Here is a 16,511-nt window from a genome sequence, read left to right as displayed (position 1 = left end):
CACCTCCGTGACGCTGCGTATCTGCAATATTACCCACCGCCTCAGCAGTGTCAAGCAGAAACAGGGGTTGACTCCAATATTTTTTCCGTGTGCCCCGCCACGGCCGTTCCTACACGTGGCGGCAGCCACGCACGCCGTCGGACCGGGGCCTACGGCGCGGCGCGTAGCATTTCAGGCATGACGAACACGCTGCGAGCCGACGACTACAAGGTCGCCGATCTCAAGCTGGCCGACTTCGGCCGCCATGAGATCCGACTGGCCGAACACGAGATGCCCGGCCTGATGGCCCTGCGCGAGCGCTACGGCGCGTCGCGTCCGCTCGAGGGCGCCCGCATCACGGGGTCGCTGCACATGACGATCCAGACCGCGGTGCTCATCGAGACCCTGACCGCGCTGGGCGCCCGCGTCCGCTGGGCCTCGTGCAACATCTTCTCGACCCAGGACCACGCCGCCGCCGCGATCGCGGTCGGGCAGGGCACGCCCGAGGCGCCGCAGGGCGTCCCGGTGTTCGCGTGGAAGGGCGAGACGCTCGAGGAGTACTGGTGGTGCACCGAGCGCGCCCTCGACTGGGGCGGCGAGGAGCCGAACCTGATCCTCGACGACGGCGGCGACGCCACCATGCTCGTGGTCAACGGCGCGGCGTTCGAGTCGGCCGGGGCCGTCCCGGACGCGTCCACCGCCGCGAGCGAGGAGGAGGCCGTGGTGCTCGCGCTGCTGGCCCGCTCCCTCAAGGAGGACCCGACCCGGTTCACGCGCAAGGCGCGCGAGGTCAAGGGCGTCACCGAGGAGACCACCACCGGCGTGCACCGGCTGTACGAGATGGAGCGGGAGGGGCGCCTGCCGTTCCCGGCGATCAACGTCAACGACTCGGTCACGAAGTCCAAGTTCGACAACAAGTACGGCGTGCGGCACTCGCTCATCGACGGGATCAACCGGGCCACCGACGTGCTCATCGGCGGCAAGGTCGCCGTGGTCTGCGGCTACGGCGACGTCGGCAAGGGCTCGGCCGAGTCGCTGCGCGGCCAGGGCGCCCGCGTGATCGTCACCGAGGTCGACCCGATCTGCGCGCTGCAGGCCGCGATGGACGGCTACCAGGTGCTGACTCTCGAGGACGTCGTCGAGTACGCCGACATCTTCATCACCGCCACCGGCAACCGCGACATCATCTCGGTCGACCACATGCGCCGGATGAAGCACCAGGCGATCGTCGGCAACATCGGCCACTTCGACAACGAGATCGACATGGCCGGCCTCGCCGCCGAGCCGGGGATCACGAAGCTCGAGGTCAAACCGCAGGTGCACGAGTGGCAGTTCAGTGACGGGCACTCGGTCATCGTGCTCAGCGAGGGTCGGCTCCTGAACCTGGGCAACGCGACCGGGCACCCCAGCTTCGTGATGAGCAACAGCTTCACGAACCAGGTGCTCGCGCAGATCGAGCTGCACACGAAGCTCGACGAGTACCCCGTCGGCGTCTACACGCTGCCGAAGCACCTCGACGAGGAGGTCGCGCGCCTGCACCTCGACGCGCTCGGCGTCAAGCTGACGACCCTGACCAAGAGCCAGGCCGACTACATCGGCGTCCAGGTCGAGGGCCCGTACAAGCCGGACCACTACCGGTACTAGGGCTCCTGCCGGCGTTCGAACGCGACGGCCCGGTCCACCGCGGACCGGGCCGTCGCGCGTTCCTCAGACGACCGTCTTGTCGATGATCGAACGCGAGATCCTGGCGATCTCCTCGACGATCTCGATGCCGCGGGACTCGTTGGGGGCCTTGCTGGTCAGGATCGCCATGCGGATGGCGGTCTGGCCCGGGCTGGTGATGACGCCGCACGAGTGGACGACCCACAGTCCCCCGAGCGAGGACCGGGAGTCCCAGCCGTTCTTGAGCCAGACCGTCTCGCCGGTCCGCTTGGCGGCCCGGATGCCCCAGGCCTGCACGGAGGCCACGCCGCCCATGAGCCAGCGCGCGTAGTCGACCTTCTCCTGCGTCAGCCGTCCCTTGTAGAGCAACTGGTTGAGGATGAGAAGCTGGTCGCCGACGTTGGTGGTGGTCAGTCCCCAGCGGCAGTCGTCGGAGACGTTCGTGTAGGCGAGCCCGTAGCGTTCGTGGGCGGCCTGGAGGGCGTCGCAGCCGCCGAGGAAGTTGTACAGCTCGGTGGTCGCGGCGTTGTCCGACCACACGATCATGTTCCGCGCCTGGTCCTTGCGGGTCTGCGGGATCGCGGCCATGGTGCTGTACTTCTCCAGCAGCATCAGCAGGATCTCCATCTTGACGATGGAGGCCGTGTCGTGGATCCTGCGGGCGTAGGTGCCCACGAAGCGGGTGCCGCGCTGCATCTTGACCGAGGCCTCGGTCTCGGTCCCGGTGGTGGCCAGGTAGTCCGCGACGCGCTCGAACAGCTCGGTGGAGAGCTCGGCATCGGTGGGGGTCTGGGCCTGCGCGGCGCCGGGCCGGGCGGTGACGCCGGCGAGGGCCGCGGCCGCGGGGAGCGCGGATCTGAGGAGGAGGCGCCGGGAGGAGCGCGGCCCCTGGACGGGTCCGCGGGAGTGGTCGTGCCGAATCATCCGGCCAGGCTATGAAACCGGAGCAATCCTCACAATGGGCCGCGCGGCCATTCCTCGCCGCGTCGTTCTGTCGGGTTCCCGGGCAACCGAACCGGCGCGCACGGTCGAGCCCGCACGCGACGGTCCGGCCGCGGCGGTTCAGACCTTGTCGATGACCTTGCGGGAGATCCGCGCGATCTCCTCGACGACCGGGATGCCCTCGACGTCGTCGACCGCACCGCTGGTGAGGACCACCACCGTGACCGGGTCGTCGCCGTCGCCGCCGAGCACCCCCATCGAGTTGACGACCCACAGGCCGTCGAGCTGGGACTCGACGTCCCAGCCGTTCTTGAGCCAGACCGACTCGCCCTCGTTCGCGGCGGCCGAGACGCCCCACGCCTGCTCCTCGACCACCGAGCCCATGAGCTCGCGGGCGAGGGCGACCTGCTCGGCGTCGAGGACGCCCTCGAAGAGGTTGAGGTTCGTGACGACGAGCTGATCGGGGGCGCTGGACCAGCCGACGCCCCAGCGGCCCTGGGCGTCCGGAGTGGTGTCCTGGAGGCCGTACCGCTCATGGGCGGCGACGAGCGCGTCGACCCCGCCGAGGTAGTTGTAGAGCGAGGTCGCGGAGTCGTTGTCCGACTCGCGGATCATGCGGTCCAGCAGCTCCATGTGGTCCTCGGGGATCGCGTCGACCGAGCCCCAGTACTCCTGGACCATCGACATGATCTCGACCTTGACGATCGAGGCGGTGATGTGCGTCTGATCCGGGTTGTAGTCCAGGCGCATGTCCCCGCGCTGGACCGCGACCGAGGCTTCGACCAGCGTGCCGGTGGACGCCAGGTACGCATCGATCTCGGTCTTGAGCTCCGCTTCGAGCGCTTCGCGGGACGGGCCGAAGATCGCTTCGAGGCCGTTCTCGGAGGCGCTCGCCGCGACCGTGGCCACGGCTCCTGCCCCGACGAGGGCTGCCGCCGCGGGCACGCCGAGCCGCAGCAGATTGCGGCGGGAGGGGCGGAGCAGACGGGATGATGGTTCGCTTCTGCGGATCATCGCCCAAGGCTAGGGAACCGGTCAAGCGGGAGTCAACCCGCCCGCAACGGATTCCGCCCACCAAGAGAGTCTGAAATGTCATAACGGCGCGAAGCAACCAGGGCGCGCGAAGGGGCGTACGGCCATCGGCCGTACGCCCCTTGCGATGTCGCGTCGCCTGGCAGCTGCGCAGACTAGTAGCTGGGCAGGCTCGGGTCGACCTGGTTGATCCAGCCGAGCACGCCGCCCTGGACGTGGACGGCGTTCTTCAGACCGGCGGCTTTCGCGGCGGCCAGGGCCTCGGCCGAGCGGACGCCGGCCTTGCAGTAGAACACCGCCTGGCGCTCCGTCGGCAGGTCGCTCAGCGCGACACCGGAGACGATGTCGCCCTTGGGGATCAGCCGGGAACCGGGGATGCGCACGATCTCGTACTCGGCGGGCTCGCGCACGTCGATGAGGTCGATGTCGCGGCCCTCCTTGATCCACGCCTCAAGCTCGCGCGGAGTGATCGTGGAGCCGACGACGGCCTCGGCGGCCTCGTCGCTGACCGAGCCGCAGAAGTCCTCGTAGTCGATGAGCTCCTTGACCGTGGCGTTCGGGCCGCAGACCGCGCAGTTCGGGTCCTTGCGGACCTTGATCTTGCGGTAGGTCATCTCCAGGGCGTCGTAGACCATGAGCGAACCGACGAGCGGGTCGCCGGTGCCGGTGAGCAGCTTGATGGCCTCGGTGACCTGGATCGAGCCGATCGAGGCGCACAGCACGCCGAGGACGCCGCCCTCGGCGCAGCTCGGGACCATGCCGGGCGGCGGGGGCTCGGGGTAGAGGCAGCGGTAGCACGGGCCGTGGTCGGCCCAGAAGACGCTGGCCTGGCCGTCGAAGCGGTAGATCGAGCCCCACACGTAGGGCTTGCCGGAGAGCACCGCGGCGTCGTTGACCATGTAGCGGGTCGCGAAGTTGTCGGTGCCGTCGATGATGAGGTCGTACGGCTCGAAGACCTCGAACACGTTGTCGTTGTCGAGCACCGTGTTGTGGATGACCACGTTCACGTACGGGTTGATCTCGCGGATCGACTCGGCGGCGGACTCGGCCTTGGGGCGGCCGATGTCGGACTGGCCGTGGATGATCTGGCGCTGCAGGTTCGACTCGTCGACCGTGTCGAACTCGGCGATGCCGATCGTGCCCACCCCGGCCGCGGCCAGGTACATCAGCGCGGGGGACCCGAGGCCGCCCGCGCCCACGCAGAGCACCTTGGCGTTCTTGAGTCGTTTCTGACCGTCCATGGCGACGTCGGGGATGATGAGGTGGCGCGAATAGCGGCGCACCTCGTCGACCGACAGCTCAGAGGCTGGTTCGACCAGCGGCGGCAAACTCATATAACCAATAATGCATGTCCAGTCCGCGGATATTCCACCGGGAACCGCGGTGTGCCGAGATTCACCCCGTGGGATCCGATGTCCCACATGCTGATATGAGTCTAGCGGTCGACGAAGTCGTCCGGCGGCAGGTCCGGGCCGTTGTAGTCCCCCGCCGGGCCGGACACGTACGTCGCACCGTCCGGATACGGCCAGGCGTTGCCCGTGCAGCCGGCCAGCTGGTACGTCTGCTGGGCCATCACCGGCGACAGCTCGCCGGCGCCCGGGCACACCTCGTGGCCATGGCCGAGCCGGTGCCCGACCTCGTGGTTCACCGCGTACTGCCGGTACGACTCGAGCGTGCCGTCCCAGTGGTCGACGCCGCTGATCCAGCGCGCCGAGTTGATGACCACGTTGTCGCCGTTGCGACACGAGACCGTCGTGTTCTGGGAGCCGCACAGGTACGCGCGCTGCTCGGGACTGGCCAGGTAGACCGTGAAGTCCGCATCGCCGCCGCCGACCTGCTGGAACCGCCACGCGCCGCCCGCGATCCACGACCGCGGATCCGCGAGGGTCGCGCGCACGATGGCGCCGACCTCCGCCGCGTCGAGCCCGATGCCGTTCTCGACCGCCACGTTGTACTGCAGCAGCGTGCCCGCGCGGCCGACCACGCCCGCGTTGACCGGCTCGGCGTACGTCCAGGTGCCGGTCCCCGAGAAGTACAGCGGGACGGCCGCGACGTCGGGCGAGGCCGACGGCGACGGCGGCACCGCGTCGTCGGAGGCGGGGGCGCTGGTCGGCGCGGCCTGCTCCTCGTCGTTCAACGCCTGCGGCCTGCCGTCGGTGACCGCCGCGCCCAAGGCGAAGAACGCGCCGGTGCCGGCCATCAGGACCAGGATCGCGAGCAGCACGAAGCGCCGCCGTCTCCGGAGCCTGCGGTTGCGGCCCAGCCTTCCCTCAATCACACCCGCGATTCTAAGTGAGAAGCGGACCCGGAGGGCCCAGGCTCGGCGGACCGGTGAGTTCACAATGTGCTCAAGGCGTCCTCCGCGTCCTCAGGAGCCTCGTCGTTCACTTCGTCGAGCATCGCCGCCATCGCGCGCGCGACCGCCTGCGGGTGCTCCATCATCGCCACGTGCCCGGTGTTGTCGAGGATGAGCAGGCGCGAGTCGGGGATCGCCAGCGCCGTCGGCGGGGCCTGGCGGACGTCGATGACCCGGTCCTGCTTGCCCCAGATGACCAGCGTCGGGCACTGGATCTCGCGGGCGAGGCGCCACAGCGAGTTCGTCCCGGGCACGAGGGCCTGCATGAAGGAGGCCATGAGGCCGCGATAGGTCTGGAAATAGGCCCGGTTGTTCCACGGGACGGCGAGGCGGTGCCGGGCCTCGGCGATCGCCTCGCGGCGCCGCTGCGGGTGGATCGAGTCCGGGTCGGCCCAGGTGCCGCGGATGACCTCGTCGACCACCTGCTGCGGGGTGCGGCCGCGCATCGCGCGGTCGGCGAGCCAGGCGATGTTCGGGACCGCGAGCATCGGCAGGTAGCGCGACTGGTGCGAGCGCCGCGGGTTCCCGAACGGCATCGCGGGCGAGATGAGCGTCAGCGTGCGGATCAGCCCCGGCCGGGTCGCGGCCAGGTACACCGCGACGGCGCCGCCGAGGGAGTGGCCGGCGAGATGGACGGGGCCGCGGGTGGACTCGATGATCCACGCGGCCACGTCCTGCGCCAGCAGCGGGATGGTGACGCGCGGCGCCGGCGCCGAGTGGCCGAAGCCGGGCAGGTCGATCGCGTCCACCTGGAGCCGGTCGGAGAGCGCGTCGGCGAGGTCGGTCCAGTTCTGGGCCGAGCCGCCGAGCCCGTGGACGAACACGGCGGGCTCGGCGTCCGGCGCGGTCGGCGGCGTGTGCCGGATGAACAGCCGGCGGCGGCTGACCTGGTGCTCGATACCGGGCCAGGGCGAGTGCGGTCGCCGAGGAGTGCGGACCTCCTCGGCACCGACCAGCCGCGCCCGTTTCATGAGAGCTAGTGTGCCACTTCGGCTGCCAGCGCGCCCAAAGTAGCCGAAACCACCGCGCGGGCGCGTTCGGCCGTCACGACCGATGCGCCGGAGAGGCGGCGCACGGACCTGCCGTCGAGCCAGAGGATCACGACGACCGCGGTCTTGACCGGTCCGGTGGGGACGATCGAGGCGTGCTCGACCTCGACGCGCACGTCGCCGGTGCCCAGGCGCGGACGCAGCGCCTCCACTGTGGCCGCCGCGGCGGCGTGCTGGATGTGCCAGTCGATCGGCGGGACGGCGACCTTGCCGGTGGACTCGGTGTCGCCGAGCGCGAGCGTGACGCTCACCTCCGCCTCGAGCCCGGCGGACTCGATCTCGACGCGGCGCAGATCGACCGGCCCGACCGACGCGACCTCGACGTCGGTCGAGGCGGACTCGACGTGGCCGCGGATCTCGGCCTCGTCCACGGACTGCGGGCCGGGTTCGACCGCGCGCTGCTCGTTCACGACGGCGGAGACGACCGCGTGGACCTCGTCGGGGTCGACGCCGTCCTCGAGTTCGAGCCGGAGGCTCGAGGCGCCGTCGGGGGCCGTCACGTGGAAGGCGTCGCGGACGCCGGGGACCTGGCGGACGGCGTCGACGAGGCGGGCGGATTCGGTGTCGGGGGCCCCGACGGTGGTGGCCGGGTTCGCTGCTCCTGGCATCGGTCCTGGGTTCTCTACGGTCGCGGGCGGCGTGGGTTCGGCGATGGGCGGCCGGTCGGCCGGCGCGGTGCGCAGCGGGGCCTGCTCAGTGACGGGCGGGCTGGGGACGGCTGCGGGCGAGACCTCGGTGATCGGCGGCGGCTGGACGACCGGGAACTGGTCGGTCTGCTGCTCGACGACCGCGGGCGGCGGCGGGGTCGCGGGTGCGGGGGGCCGGCTCGGGACGCGCGGCCGCTGGGCGTCGAGGGGCTTGGCGGGCCGGGGCGGGGAGACCGGAGGCTCGGCGGTCTGCGGCTCGGGCGGCGCGGGGCGGTTCGCGCCGGGAGGTGCGTACGCGGGCGGGGCGCTCGCGGCCTGCGGGAGTTCGATGGGGCCGGTGTGCTGCGGCTGCATCGGGGCGCTGTACTGCTGTTGCGGCGCTTGGGGTTCGGGTGCCGGGGTCTGGACGAACTCCTGGTTGGGTCCGGGCGGCGCGGACGTCGGCTGCGGGGCGGCGTACTCGCCGGGCAGCGGCGGGGCGCTGTACCCGGGGTGCTGCTGGGGCGCGCCGAAGTCCGGGGCGGGGGCGCTGTAGAACTGCTGCGCCGGCTGGCTCACCGGCGGCGCAGGCTGCTCGGCCGCGGGCTGCTGGGGTGCGGGCTGCTGCGGGGCGGCGGGGTTCTGGTTCGGGGCGCCTTGGGCGGGCGGGGCGTACTCCTGGTTCGGCGCCGGGCGGTCCTGGTGCTGCTGCGGGGCGCTGTAGTCCTGGCCGCCGGGTGCGCTGAAGTCCTGCTGGTTCGCGCCCTGCCGGACCCCGAAGTCCGGGCCGGCGCCCTGCGGCGGGTGCGGCTCCCGGTTCGCGCCGGGGGGCGCGTACTCCTGGTTCGGGCCCGGCTGCGGGCCGCCGTGCTCCCGGTTCGGGCCCGGAGGGGCGTACTCCTGGTCGGCACCGGGCGGGGCGTACTCCTGGTTCGCACCCGGCGGCGCACCGAACTCCTGGTTCGCACCCGGCGGCGCACCGAACTCCTGGTTCGCACCTGGCGGTGCGAACGGGTTCACCGGGGCCTGCTCGCCCTGGAAGCCTTGGGGGCCTTGAGGAGCCGGAGGGATCGGCTCGAACTGCTCGCCCGGCGAGGGGCGGCGGGTCGCCGGGACCATCGGGCCCGTCTCGGCGATCTCGACCGGCACGTTCGCGGCCTGTCCGGTGGGGTCCTCGCTGTAGCGGTGGCGCCGACCCCGGTCCGGGTCGAACCGGTACTGCTCCGGCGCCTGACCCGCCCCCTGGCGGGCCGCGTCGGCGGTCTCGTCGGCCTCGTCCGCGGGCGGGCCCCAGGACCTGCCGATCCGCCTGCGGGCTGCCCGTTCCTCCCCGCTCGGACGCTGCTCATCCGGTCGGTTCTGGTCATACACCACTAGACAACTCCTTCATATTCCCGCCCTCAAGGTACCGTGGCGCGCCCAGTGACTCGAACCCGCATTTGTCGCCCCCGTACGCTGGGAGACTGGATTGAGACTTCCGTAAACTTCGCTCAGGTCGCAAGTGCTCGCGACTGACGGATGGGCGACATGGTTCGAGGAGAGGTACCCGAGTGAACAGCGCAGGTGAGGGCCGGGTCCGACTGCCCAGGAGCGAACGCCGTGCGCAGCTGCTGCGGGCCGCTCAGGACGTCTTCGTCTCCAAGGGGTACCACAGCACCTCGATGGACGACATCGCCGAGAACGCCGGGGTCTCGAAACCGGTGCTGTACCAGCACTTCACCTCGAAACTGGAGTTGTACCTGGCGCTGCTCGACGGCCGCGCCGCCGAGCTCGTGGGCCAGGTGCGCGACGCCCTTCAGTCCACTGAGGACAACAAGGAGCGGGTCAACCGCGCGATGCGGGCGTACTTCGAGTTCGTCGACGCCCAAGGCGAGGCGTTCCGGCTGGTGTTCGAGTCCGACCAGCGCAACGACCCGGAAGTCGCCGAGCGGGTGCTGAAGATGGAGGCCGAGTGCGTCGCGGCGATGGCGGACACGATCATGGCCGACACCCACGTCGACAAGGCCCGCGCTGAACTCCTGGCCACCGGGCTGCTCGGGACCGCGGAGGTCTCGGCCCGGAAGTGGATCGCCTCCGGCCGCGCCATCCCCAAGGACGAGGCCGTGCAGCTCATGAGCACCCTCGCGTGGCGGGGCATCTCGCACTTCCCGCGCGAGGGCGAATCCTGAGCCGGCACTGATCGGGCGCCGCCCCGAGGATGAATTCTCCGGGGCGCCCGTTCGCTCTCGGCGGAGCGCTCCGTGCGGTGGAGCGGGGGTCGCCGCGAGTAGTCTTGCATCGGACCGAAGGTCAAGCATTTCGATTGAGGAGGGCCCGTGGAGGTCAAGATCGGTGTCCAGTACGCCCCACGCGAACTGGTGTTGGAGAGCAAGCTGTCGCCGAAGGACCTGTCCGAGACGATCGAGCAGGCCGTCAAGGACGGCGGCGTCCTTCGCCTCGAAGACGAGAAGGGCCGCCAGGTGATCGTCCCGGTCGAGAAGATCGCGTACGTCGAGATCGCCGCCACCAGCGTGCGCTCGGTCGGCTTCACCGTCGACGCCTGAGCTTGCGAAGGCTTCGCGCGGTGAACGGGAAGCACGGCACCGTCGACGCCTGAGCCTGCGAGGGCTTCACGCGGTGAACCAGGTGCAGATCACCGTCGACGCGTGAACACGGACGCCTTCCGCAGACAGACTTGAAGGCCCGGAGCAGCCGCTCCGGGCCTTTCGGCTACTGAAGGACCGTGAACGGCGCGGTGCCGCCCACGGCGACGTTGCCGTTGCGCACGCCTTCGGGGCCGCTCGAGTGGACCCGGTACAGGGTCGCGTTCGCGACCGCGAGCACCGGCTCGCCGCGGTTGACGATCGACTCGACCGGGTCGGCCGGATTGGCGCCGATCTGCGAGAACACCAGCCCGGCCGTGCCGGCCTGGACGTCCGTCCGGGAGTTGTCGAGCGCGACCTGGAACAGCGTGTCGTCGTCGCGCTTTCCGGCCACCCACAGGTAGTTCTCGGAGCTCCACGCCACGTCGGTGACCTCCTCGATGCCGTAGCCGATCCGCTCCGGCTCGCCGGCCTGGATCTTCCCGTCGGCGTCGACGGTGAGCGGCGCGACCCAGACGTGGCCGCCCTCGACGTACGCGAGGCGCCGGCCGTCGGCCGAGAGGGCCATCGCGGTCACCGCCTCCCCCGAGGTGAGCGAGTGGACGACGGCCCGCGTGTTCGGGTTGACGACCGTCGGCACGCCGTCGGAGACGACGAGGACCGCCGACTCCGGGTGCCACTGCGGGTCGGCCAGCGAGGTCCCCAGGCCCGGGACGGCCCCGAGGGCGTCGTTCGTGGGGCCGACCTGGAGCACGTCGCCGCCCGCGCCGGCGACGACCGCGGCGAGCTGGTCGGCCGGGCCGATCGCGACCTCGCGGAGGCCCTCGGCGGTGAAGCCGACCCACGGGTGCTCCCGGGAGGTCGTGGTGACCTCGCTGCCCGTGTACTCCCAGACCCGCTCCTCCGCGATGAAGTAGGCGGTCTGCGGCAGGTCCGCCGGGATCGCGTTCCAGCTCCGCCAGTCCTCTAGGGCGCCTTCGGCGATGGTCTCGCCGTCGGCGGTGAGCACGAAGCCCTCGCCGAGGCCGAGGGTCCAGGCGATCTGCGCGGCCATGGCCTGCTGCACGGCGGTGTCGTCGATGGGCTCGCTGAGCGTCAGGTCGATCTGGACGGTGTCGTCCTGCCGGGCGACCTCGCCGTCCGAGTCGTCCGGGATCGCGCTCCGCGCGGACTGGCTCGTGAAGTCCGACGGGCCCTGCAGCAGCCAGTCGAGCAGGATCCGGCGGCCGACGTCGGCCTCGAGGTCGTCGTAGATCCAGCGCAGGTCCGGCACCAGCAGCTGCGAATCGCCGGCCCGGAAGTAGAGCGGCGCCTCGGTGTACGAGGTGAGGAACTGGTCGTAGTCGAGGACGACCTGCAACGGCAGGGTCGCGATCTCCCACGGGTCCTGGAGGCCGCCGTCGCGCTGGAGGGTGAACGTCTCCTCGTAGGTGCTCGGCGTCGAGTTCATGCGGACCGAGCCGTCATCGAGGTAGTAGTTGCCGACGACCGAGCCGGTGACCGTGACGATGGCCGATTCGACCGAATTGCCCTCGCCGAACGAGATGTCGATGCCGTCGAGCAGGCGGATGCCGTCCCCTGCGGCTGAGAACTGCTCGGCGCCGGAGGCGGTGAACAGGTTGAGCCGGTCGTCGCGGCCGGCCGGGTCGCCGGCGGCGGCCTTGAGGAAGTTCGCGACCGTGACCTCGGCTTCGGCGGTCGGCTCGAACCGCTCGGCGCTGGTCCCGGAGGACTCGCCGAAGTCGGTCGGGGCCTCGCCGATGACCTCGGGGTCGCGGCCCGTGGGGATGCCGCAGGCGGCCGCGAGCCAGGCGGTACCGACGGCGAGTGCGGCCGCGAGACTAGTCCTGCGTCGCACGGGTGGCCTCCTTTCCGGTGCTCCGCCGGTCGAGGCGCAGCGGGATCGGCGAGGTGATCACGCGGTTGCCGGCCTGGAGCGGCAGGGTGAGGACGAACAAGGTGCCCTTGCCGGGCTCGCCGACGGCCTGGAGCGTCCCCGAGTGGAGTTTGGCGTCCTCGAGGCTGATCGCGAGGCCGAGGCCGGTGCCGCCGGTCTTGCGGTTGCGGGAGGGGTCGGCGCGCCAGAACCGGTCGAAGACGCGGTCGGCGTGGCCGGGTTTGAGGCCGACGCCCTCGTCGCGGACGGCGACCGCGACGGCCGAGTCGGACTCGGCGACGGTGATCCGCACCGGCTTGCCCTCGGCGTGCTCGATCGCGTTCGAGACGAGATTGCGCAGGATGCGCTGGACGCGGCGCGGGTCGACCTCCGCGATGACGCGGCGCCTCGGCTTGGAGACGGTCACCTCGACACCGCACTCGGCCGCGAGGCCGGACAGGCCCTCGACGACGTCCTCGGCGATGCGGCCGACGTCGACGGCGTCCACTTCGAGGGACGCGAAGCCGGAGTCGAAGCGGGAGATCTCCAGCAGCTCCTGGAGGAGGTCCTCGAAGCGGTCGATCTCGTGCTGGAGCAGCTCGGTGGAGCGCTTCGTGACCGGGTCGAAGTCGTCCCGGTTGTCGTAGAGCAGGTCGGCGGCCATGCGGATCGTCGCGAGCGGAGTGCGCAGCTCGTGGGAGACGTCCGAGGTGAAGCGGCGCTGCATCATCGACATCTCCTCCAAGCGCCGGATCTGGCTCTGGAGGTTCTCGGCCATGAGGTTGAACGACCCGGCGAGCCGGGCGAGGTCGTCGGAGCCGCGGACCTCCATGCGCTCGTGGAGCAGGCCGGCGGCGAGCCGCTGGGAGGTGCGGGCGGCCTCGCGGACGGGCGTGACGACCAGGCGGGTGACGAGCGCGGCGATGACGCCGAGGAGCAGCACCAGCGCGACACCCGCGAGCGCGAGGTTGGTGCGCAGGAGGCTGATGGCCTCCTCCTGCGACTCGAGCGGGTAGAACGCGTACAGCTCGAAGTCCACGCTCAGGTCGATGTAGGAGCCGACCACGAGGTAAGGCGCCGACCGTTCGCCGTCGATCGCGAAGTTGCCGTACTGGACCGCGGTGTTGCGGCCGGCGACCGCCGCTTGCAGCTCCTCGGAAGGCCGGACGTCGGCCGAGACCGGGTGCGAGCGGGTCACGACGCCGTCGCCGGTGCGGAGCACGATGACCGGCGCGTAGACCGGGTCCTGGGTGAGCTCGTTGACGATCTTCTGCATGGTCGTGGCGAGCGCCGTGTCCGAGGAGGACGTGTAGGTGCCGAGCTGCTCGGCGGCGCGGGCGACGGCGTTGTTGGTCTCCTCGACGGCGGTGTCCTGCCGTTCGGTGAGGAGCCCGGAGGTGACCGAGCCGGCCACGACGAAGCTGAAGATGAGGACCAGGATCGTGGAGGCGATGAGGGTCGAGGAGACGACCCGGAGCTGGAGGGAGGCGCGGAAGCGGTCGATCAGCGGCCGCGCGGCCCGGCCGGCCCAGCGGACGCTGCGCGTCCAGGCCCGTCGCAGCCACACCGGGCGCTCGCGCGCCCGGTCCCCCTCACGCGTCATCTAGCCCAGTCCGGCCTTGTACCCGACGCCGCGGACGGTCTGGATGAGCTGCGGACGCTCGGGGTCGGGCTCGATCTTGGCGCGCAGGCGCTGGACGTGGACGTTGACCAGGCGCGTGTCGGCGGAGTGCCGGTAGCCCCAGACCTGCTCGAGCAGGACCTGGCGGGTGAACACCTGGCGGGGCTTGCGGGCGAGGGCCACGAGCAGGTCGAACTCGAGCGGGGTCAGCTTGACCTCGGCGCCGTTGAGGGTGACCTGGTGGGCGGGCACGTCGATCTGGACCTGGAGGCCGGGCTTGCCGATCTCGAGGCGCTCGGGCGTGACGTCGTCGCCGCGGCGCAGGCGGGCGCGGATGCGGGCCACCAGCTCCTTGGGCTTGAACGGCTTCACGATGTAGTCGTCGGCGCCCGATTCGAGGCCGAGGACCACGTCGACGGTGTCGGACTTCGCGGTGAGCATGACGATCGGCACGCCGGACTCGCCTCGGATCGCCTTCGCGACGTCGATGCCGCTCATGCCCGGGAGCATGAGGTCGAGCAGCACGATGTCGGGCCGGTGCTCTTTGAACGCGGCGAGCGCCTTCTCGCCGTCGACGACGAAGGTGGGGGTGAAGCCTTCGGTCCGGAGGATGATGCCGAGCATCTCCGCCAGCGCCGGGTCGTCGTCAACGACGAGTACGCGTGCTCTCATGGACACCAGTTTTCCACCTCGCAAAAGCCGAGAGCACCACGGGTGGACACCCGTGGTGCTCTAACTGTAACGACTAACCGACGGACTTGGCGGCTCGTGCGGGGTCGGTGCCTGCGGCGATGGCCTCGAACGGTTCGCGGCCCGCCTGGATCTCACCGAGCTGGACCATTTCGCGCTTCGTGAAGAAGCCGACGATCCAGTCGGCGAGGACGCGGCCCTTGCGGCCGGTGCCGGGCACGCGCGACAGGTGGTAGCCGCGGTGCATGAGCCAGGCGAGGAGGCCCTTGGCCTTGAAGCCGTAGGTGTTGGCGACGCCCTTGTACAGGCCGAGCCCGGCGACCGAGCCGATGTACTTGTGCTCGTACGGCTTGAGTTCGCGCCCGACGTGGTTGCGGTAGACGTTCTCGGCCAGGGTGGCGGCCTGGCGGACGGCGTGCTGCGCGGAGGGCGTGCACCAGTCCATCGGGAAGTCCGAGGTGTCGGGGACCTGCGCGGAGTCGCCCGCGCCCCAGGCGCCTTCGACGACCTCGCCGATGGTGTGCTTGCCGGCCTCGACGCCGGTCGCGACCTGGAGCCGGGTGTTGCACTCGAGGTGGCCGCGGGGGCCGATGGGGAGGTCGGTCTGCTTGAGCATCGGGTGGGGCATGACGCCGGCGGTCCAGATGATGGTGTCGGTGTCGAACTCCTCGCCGTCGGTGAGGATGACGTGGCCGCCCTCGCAGGACTTGAGGGTGGTGCCCAGGCGGATGTCGACGCCGCGCTTGGTGAGCTCGCGGGCGGCGTAGGCGCCCATCTCGGGGCCGACCTCGGGGAGGATCTTGTTGGCGTACTCGACGAGGTACCACTTGATCTCGGAGGCGTCGAGCATCGGGTAGTTCTTGACGATGTTCGCCGTGAGGTCCTCGAGCTCGCCGAGGGTCTCGGCGCCGGCGAAGCCGCCGCCGACGGTGAGGAACGTGAGGGCCTTGCGGCGCACGTCGGGGTCCTCGGTGGAGGCGGCGATGTCGAAGCGCTGGAGGACGTGGTTGCGCAGCCAGATGGCCTCGCCCATCGACTTGATGCCGATGGCGGTGTCGGCCAGGCCGGGGATGGGGAGGGGCCGGGACACGGAACCGGGGGCGACCACGACCTCGTCGTATTCGATCTCTCGGGCGGGTCCGGCGAACGGCTGCACCATGAGCTTGCGCTCGGCGTGCTTGACCTCGGTGACCGCACCGGTGATGATCGTGCAGAGCTTGAGGGCCTGTCGGAGCGGCACAACGCCGTGTCGCGGGGAGATGGAGCCAGCGGCCGCCTCGGGCAGGAACGGCTGGTAGGTCATGTGCTGGTTGGGGTCGATGACCATCAGTTCAACTTGACCGCGCTTGATGTCGCCCTTCAACAGCTTGCTCAAGCGTTCGGCAACGTAAAAACCGACGTGACCGGCACCTATCACGACTATACGTTTCACGGGTTCAATTCTTGCCCTGTTCAGGGGGTCTTGTGTAGTGAACGCGCGAGGACGTAGATCACGGTGACCGCGGCCACGATCCCGGCTGCGACGGCGAGACCTGCGGTGAGACCGGTGAAATACGCGGTGAACAGCGCCAGGGCGAGGGCGAGGGCCGCAGTCGACGCCAGGACCAGTCCGAGGTGTTTCGCCCAGGTGAGCATGATCTCACCGTCCATTGCGGTAGTCGTTCGGAAGCGCTGCGCGACGGCGGCGGCCGAGTGGGCGGTGTACAGCAGGCAGGCGAGGGCGGCGGCCGTCCACAATGCGGGAGCGCGGGGCGCGCCGGAGGCGTTCTCGGAGGCACCGCCGAAGGCGTCGGCGAGGAGCCATGCGGCGAGGACGAAGCCGATGGCGACCAGCGGCGCCGGCCCGGCGGGCGCGAGGGCCGCGGCGAGGGACACGAGTGCGGCGGCGGCGACGTAGAAGCCGGTGCCGGCCCATTCGGGCGGGACGGCGATCTCGGCGGCGACGAAGAGGGTCAGTGCCACGAGCAGCCGCAGCAGGACCGGGGCGGGCGCGACGCGCCGGGCCCAGGTGAGACCGGTGGCGCGCCCGGCCTTGGCGCGCTCGCGGGCGCCGTCGCGGAGGGCCTGGAGGAGGCCGCGCTGGACGTCACTCATGC

14 protein-coding genes are annotated in these 16,511 nt (G+C 70.7%); 3 read left to right on the top strand and 11 right to left on the bottom strand.

Annotation, left to right across the window (positions count from 1 at the left end; genetic code table 11):
• The first annotated feature begins 177 nt into the window (after positions 1 to 177).
• A complete protein-coding gene (gene ahcY, locus GFD30_RS18450; RefSeq protein ID WP_153026664.1) occupies positions 178 to 1,623 on the top strand; it encodes an adenosylhomocysteinase in 1,446 nt (481 codons plus the stop codon).
• 63 nt (positions 1,624 to 1,686) lie between these two features.
• Here ahcY and GFD30_RS18445 read toward each other — a convergent pair whose 3' ends face one another.
• From GFD30_RS18445 to GFD30_RS18420, 6 genes are all read right to left on the bottom strand, one after another.
• Positions 1,687 to 2,565 (bottom strand): serine hydrolase, encoded by an 879-nt coding sequence (locus GFD30_RS18445; protein WP_153026663.1) that lies wholly within the window; start codon positions 2,563 to 2,565, stop codon positions 1,687 to 1,689.
• A gap of 138 nt (positions 2,566 to 2,703) precedes the next feature.
• On the bottom strand, positions 2,704 to 3,597 hold the full coding sequence (locus GFD30_RS18440; RefSeq protein WP_153026662.1) for a serine hydrolase: 894 nt from the start codon (positions 3,595 to 3,597) through the stop codon (positions 2,704 to 2,706).
• Positions 3,598 to 3,770: 173 nt separating this feature from the next.
• Positions 3,771 to 4,949 (bottom strand): adenylyltransferase/sulfurtransferase MoeZ, encoded by a 1,179-nt coding sequence (gene moeZ / locus GFD30_RS18435; RefSeq protein WP_153026661.1) that lies wholly within the window; start codon positions 4,947 to 4,949, stop codon positions 3,771 to 3,773.
• A 101-nt stretch (positions 4,950 to 5,050) separates the two neighbouring features.
• A complete protein-coding gene (locus GFD30_RS18430; RefSeq protein WP_153026660.1) occupies positions 5,051 to 5,893 on the bottom strand; it encodes a DUF3152 domain-containing protein in 843 nt (280 codons plus the stop codon).
• 59 nt (positions 5,894 to 5,952) lie between these two features.
• A complete protein-coding gene (locus tag GFD30_RS18425) occupies positions 5,953 to 6,942 on the bottom strand; it encodes an alpha/beta fold hydrolase (protein ID WP_153026659.1) in 990 nt (329 codons plus the stop codon).
• A gap of 5 nt (positions 6,943 to 6,947) precedes the next feature.
• Positions 6,948 to 9,020 carry a hypothetical protein gene (locus GFD30_RS18420; RefSeq protein ID WP_153026658.1) on the bottom strand — a complete coding sequence of 691 codons (2,073 nt, stop codon included), beginning with the start codon at positions 9,018 to 9,020 and terminating at the stop codon, positions 6,948 to 6,950.
• 176 nt (positions 9,021 to 9,196) lie between these two features.
• Here GFD30_RS18420 and GFD30_RS18415 point away from each other — a divergent pair, with 176 nt between their 5' ends.
• Together GFD30_RS18415 and GFD30_RS18410 are read left to right on the top strand one after the other, a co-directional pair.
• Positions 9,197 to 9,814: a TetR/AcrR family transcriptional regulator gene (locus tag GFD30_RS18415; RefSeq protein WP_322633384.1), complete on the top strand. Its 618-nt coding sequence runs from the start codon at positions 9,197 to 9,199 to the stop codon at positions 9,812 to 9,814.
• A 147-nt stretch (positions 9,815 to 9,961) separates the two neighbouring features.
• A complete protein-coding gene (locus tag GFD30_RS18410) occupies positions 9,962 to 10,189 on the top strand; it encodes a DUF3107 domain-containing protein (RefSeq protein ID WP_322633383.1) in 228 nt (75 codons plus the stop codon).
• A 166-nt stretch (positions 10,190 to 10,355) separates the two neighbouring features.
• On the opposite strand, the gene GFD30_RS18405 is transcribed toward GFD30_RS18410, so the two are convergent.
• The 5 genes from GFD30_RS18405 to GFD30_RS18385 all read right to left on the bottom strand — a co-directional run bounded on the left by GFD30_RS18405 (position 10,356) and on the right by GFD30_RS18385 (position 16,509).
• On the bottom strand, positions 10,356 to 12,086 hold the full coding sequence (locus tag GFD30_RS18405; protein ID WP_153026656.1) for an LpqB family beta-propeller domain-containing protein: 1,731 nt from the start codon (positions 12,084 to 12,086) through the stop codon (positions 10,356 to 10,358).
• Entirely contained in the window at positions 12,070 to 13,707 is a 1,638-nt protein-coding gene (mtrB, locus tag GFD30_RS18400; RefSeq protein ID WP_153026655.1) for an MtrAB system histidine kinase MtrB, read from the bottom strand. Before mtrB ends, GFD30_RS18405 begins: the two co-directional genes overlap by 17 nt.
• On the bottom strand, positions 13,708 to 14,397 hold the full coding sequence (mtrA, locus tag GFD30_RS18395; protein ID WP_153026654.1) for an MtrAB system response regulator MtrA: 690 nt from the start codon (positions 14,395 to 14,397) through the stop codon (positions 13,708 to 13,710).
• Between the two features lie 73 nt (positions 14,398 to 14,470).
• Entirely contained in the window at positions 14,471 to 15,847 is a 1,377-nt protein-coding gene (locus GFD30_RS18390) for an NAD(P)/FAD-dependent oxidoreductase (RefSeq protein ID WP_407649091.1), read from the bottom strand.
• Between the two features lie 20 nt (positions 15,848 to 15,867).
• Positions 15,868 to 16,509 carry a hypothetical protein gene (locus tag GFD30_RS18385; protein ID WP_153026652.1) on the bottom strand — a complete coding sequence of 214 codons (642 nt, stop codon included), beginning with the start codon at positions 16,507 to 16,509 and terminating at the stop codon, positions 15,868 to 15,870.
• Between the last annotated feature and the right edge of the window lie 2 nt (positions 16,510 to 16,511).

It is taken from the genome of Glycomyces albidus, assembly GCF_009451885.1.
GTDB classification, from domain to species: Bacteria; Actinomycetota; Actinomycetes; order Mycobacteriales; family Micromonosporaceae; genus Glycomyces; species Glycomyces albidus.
This window is presented reverse-complemented; position numbering and strand designations above follow the sequence as displayed.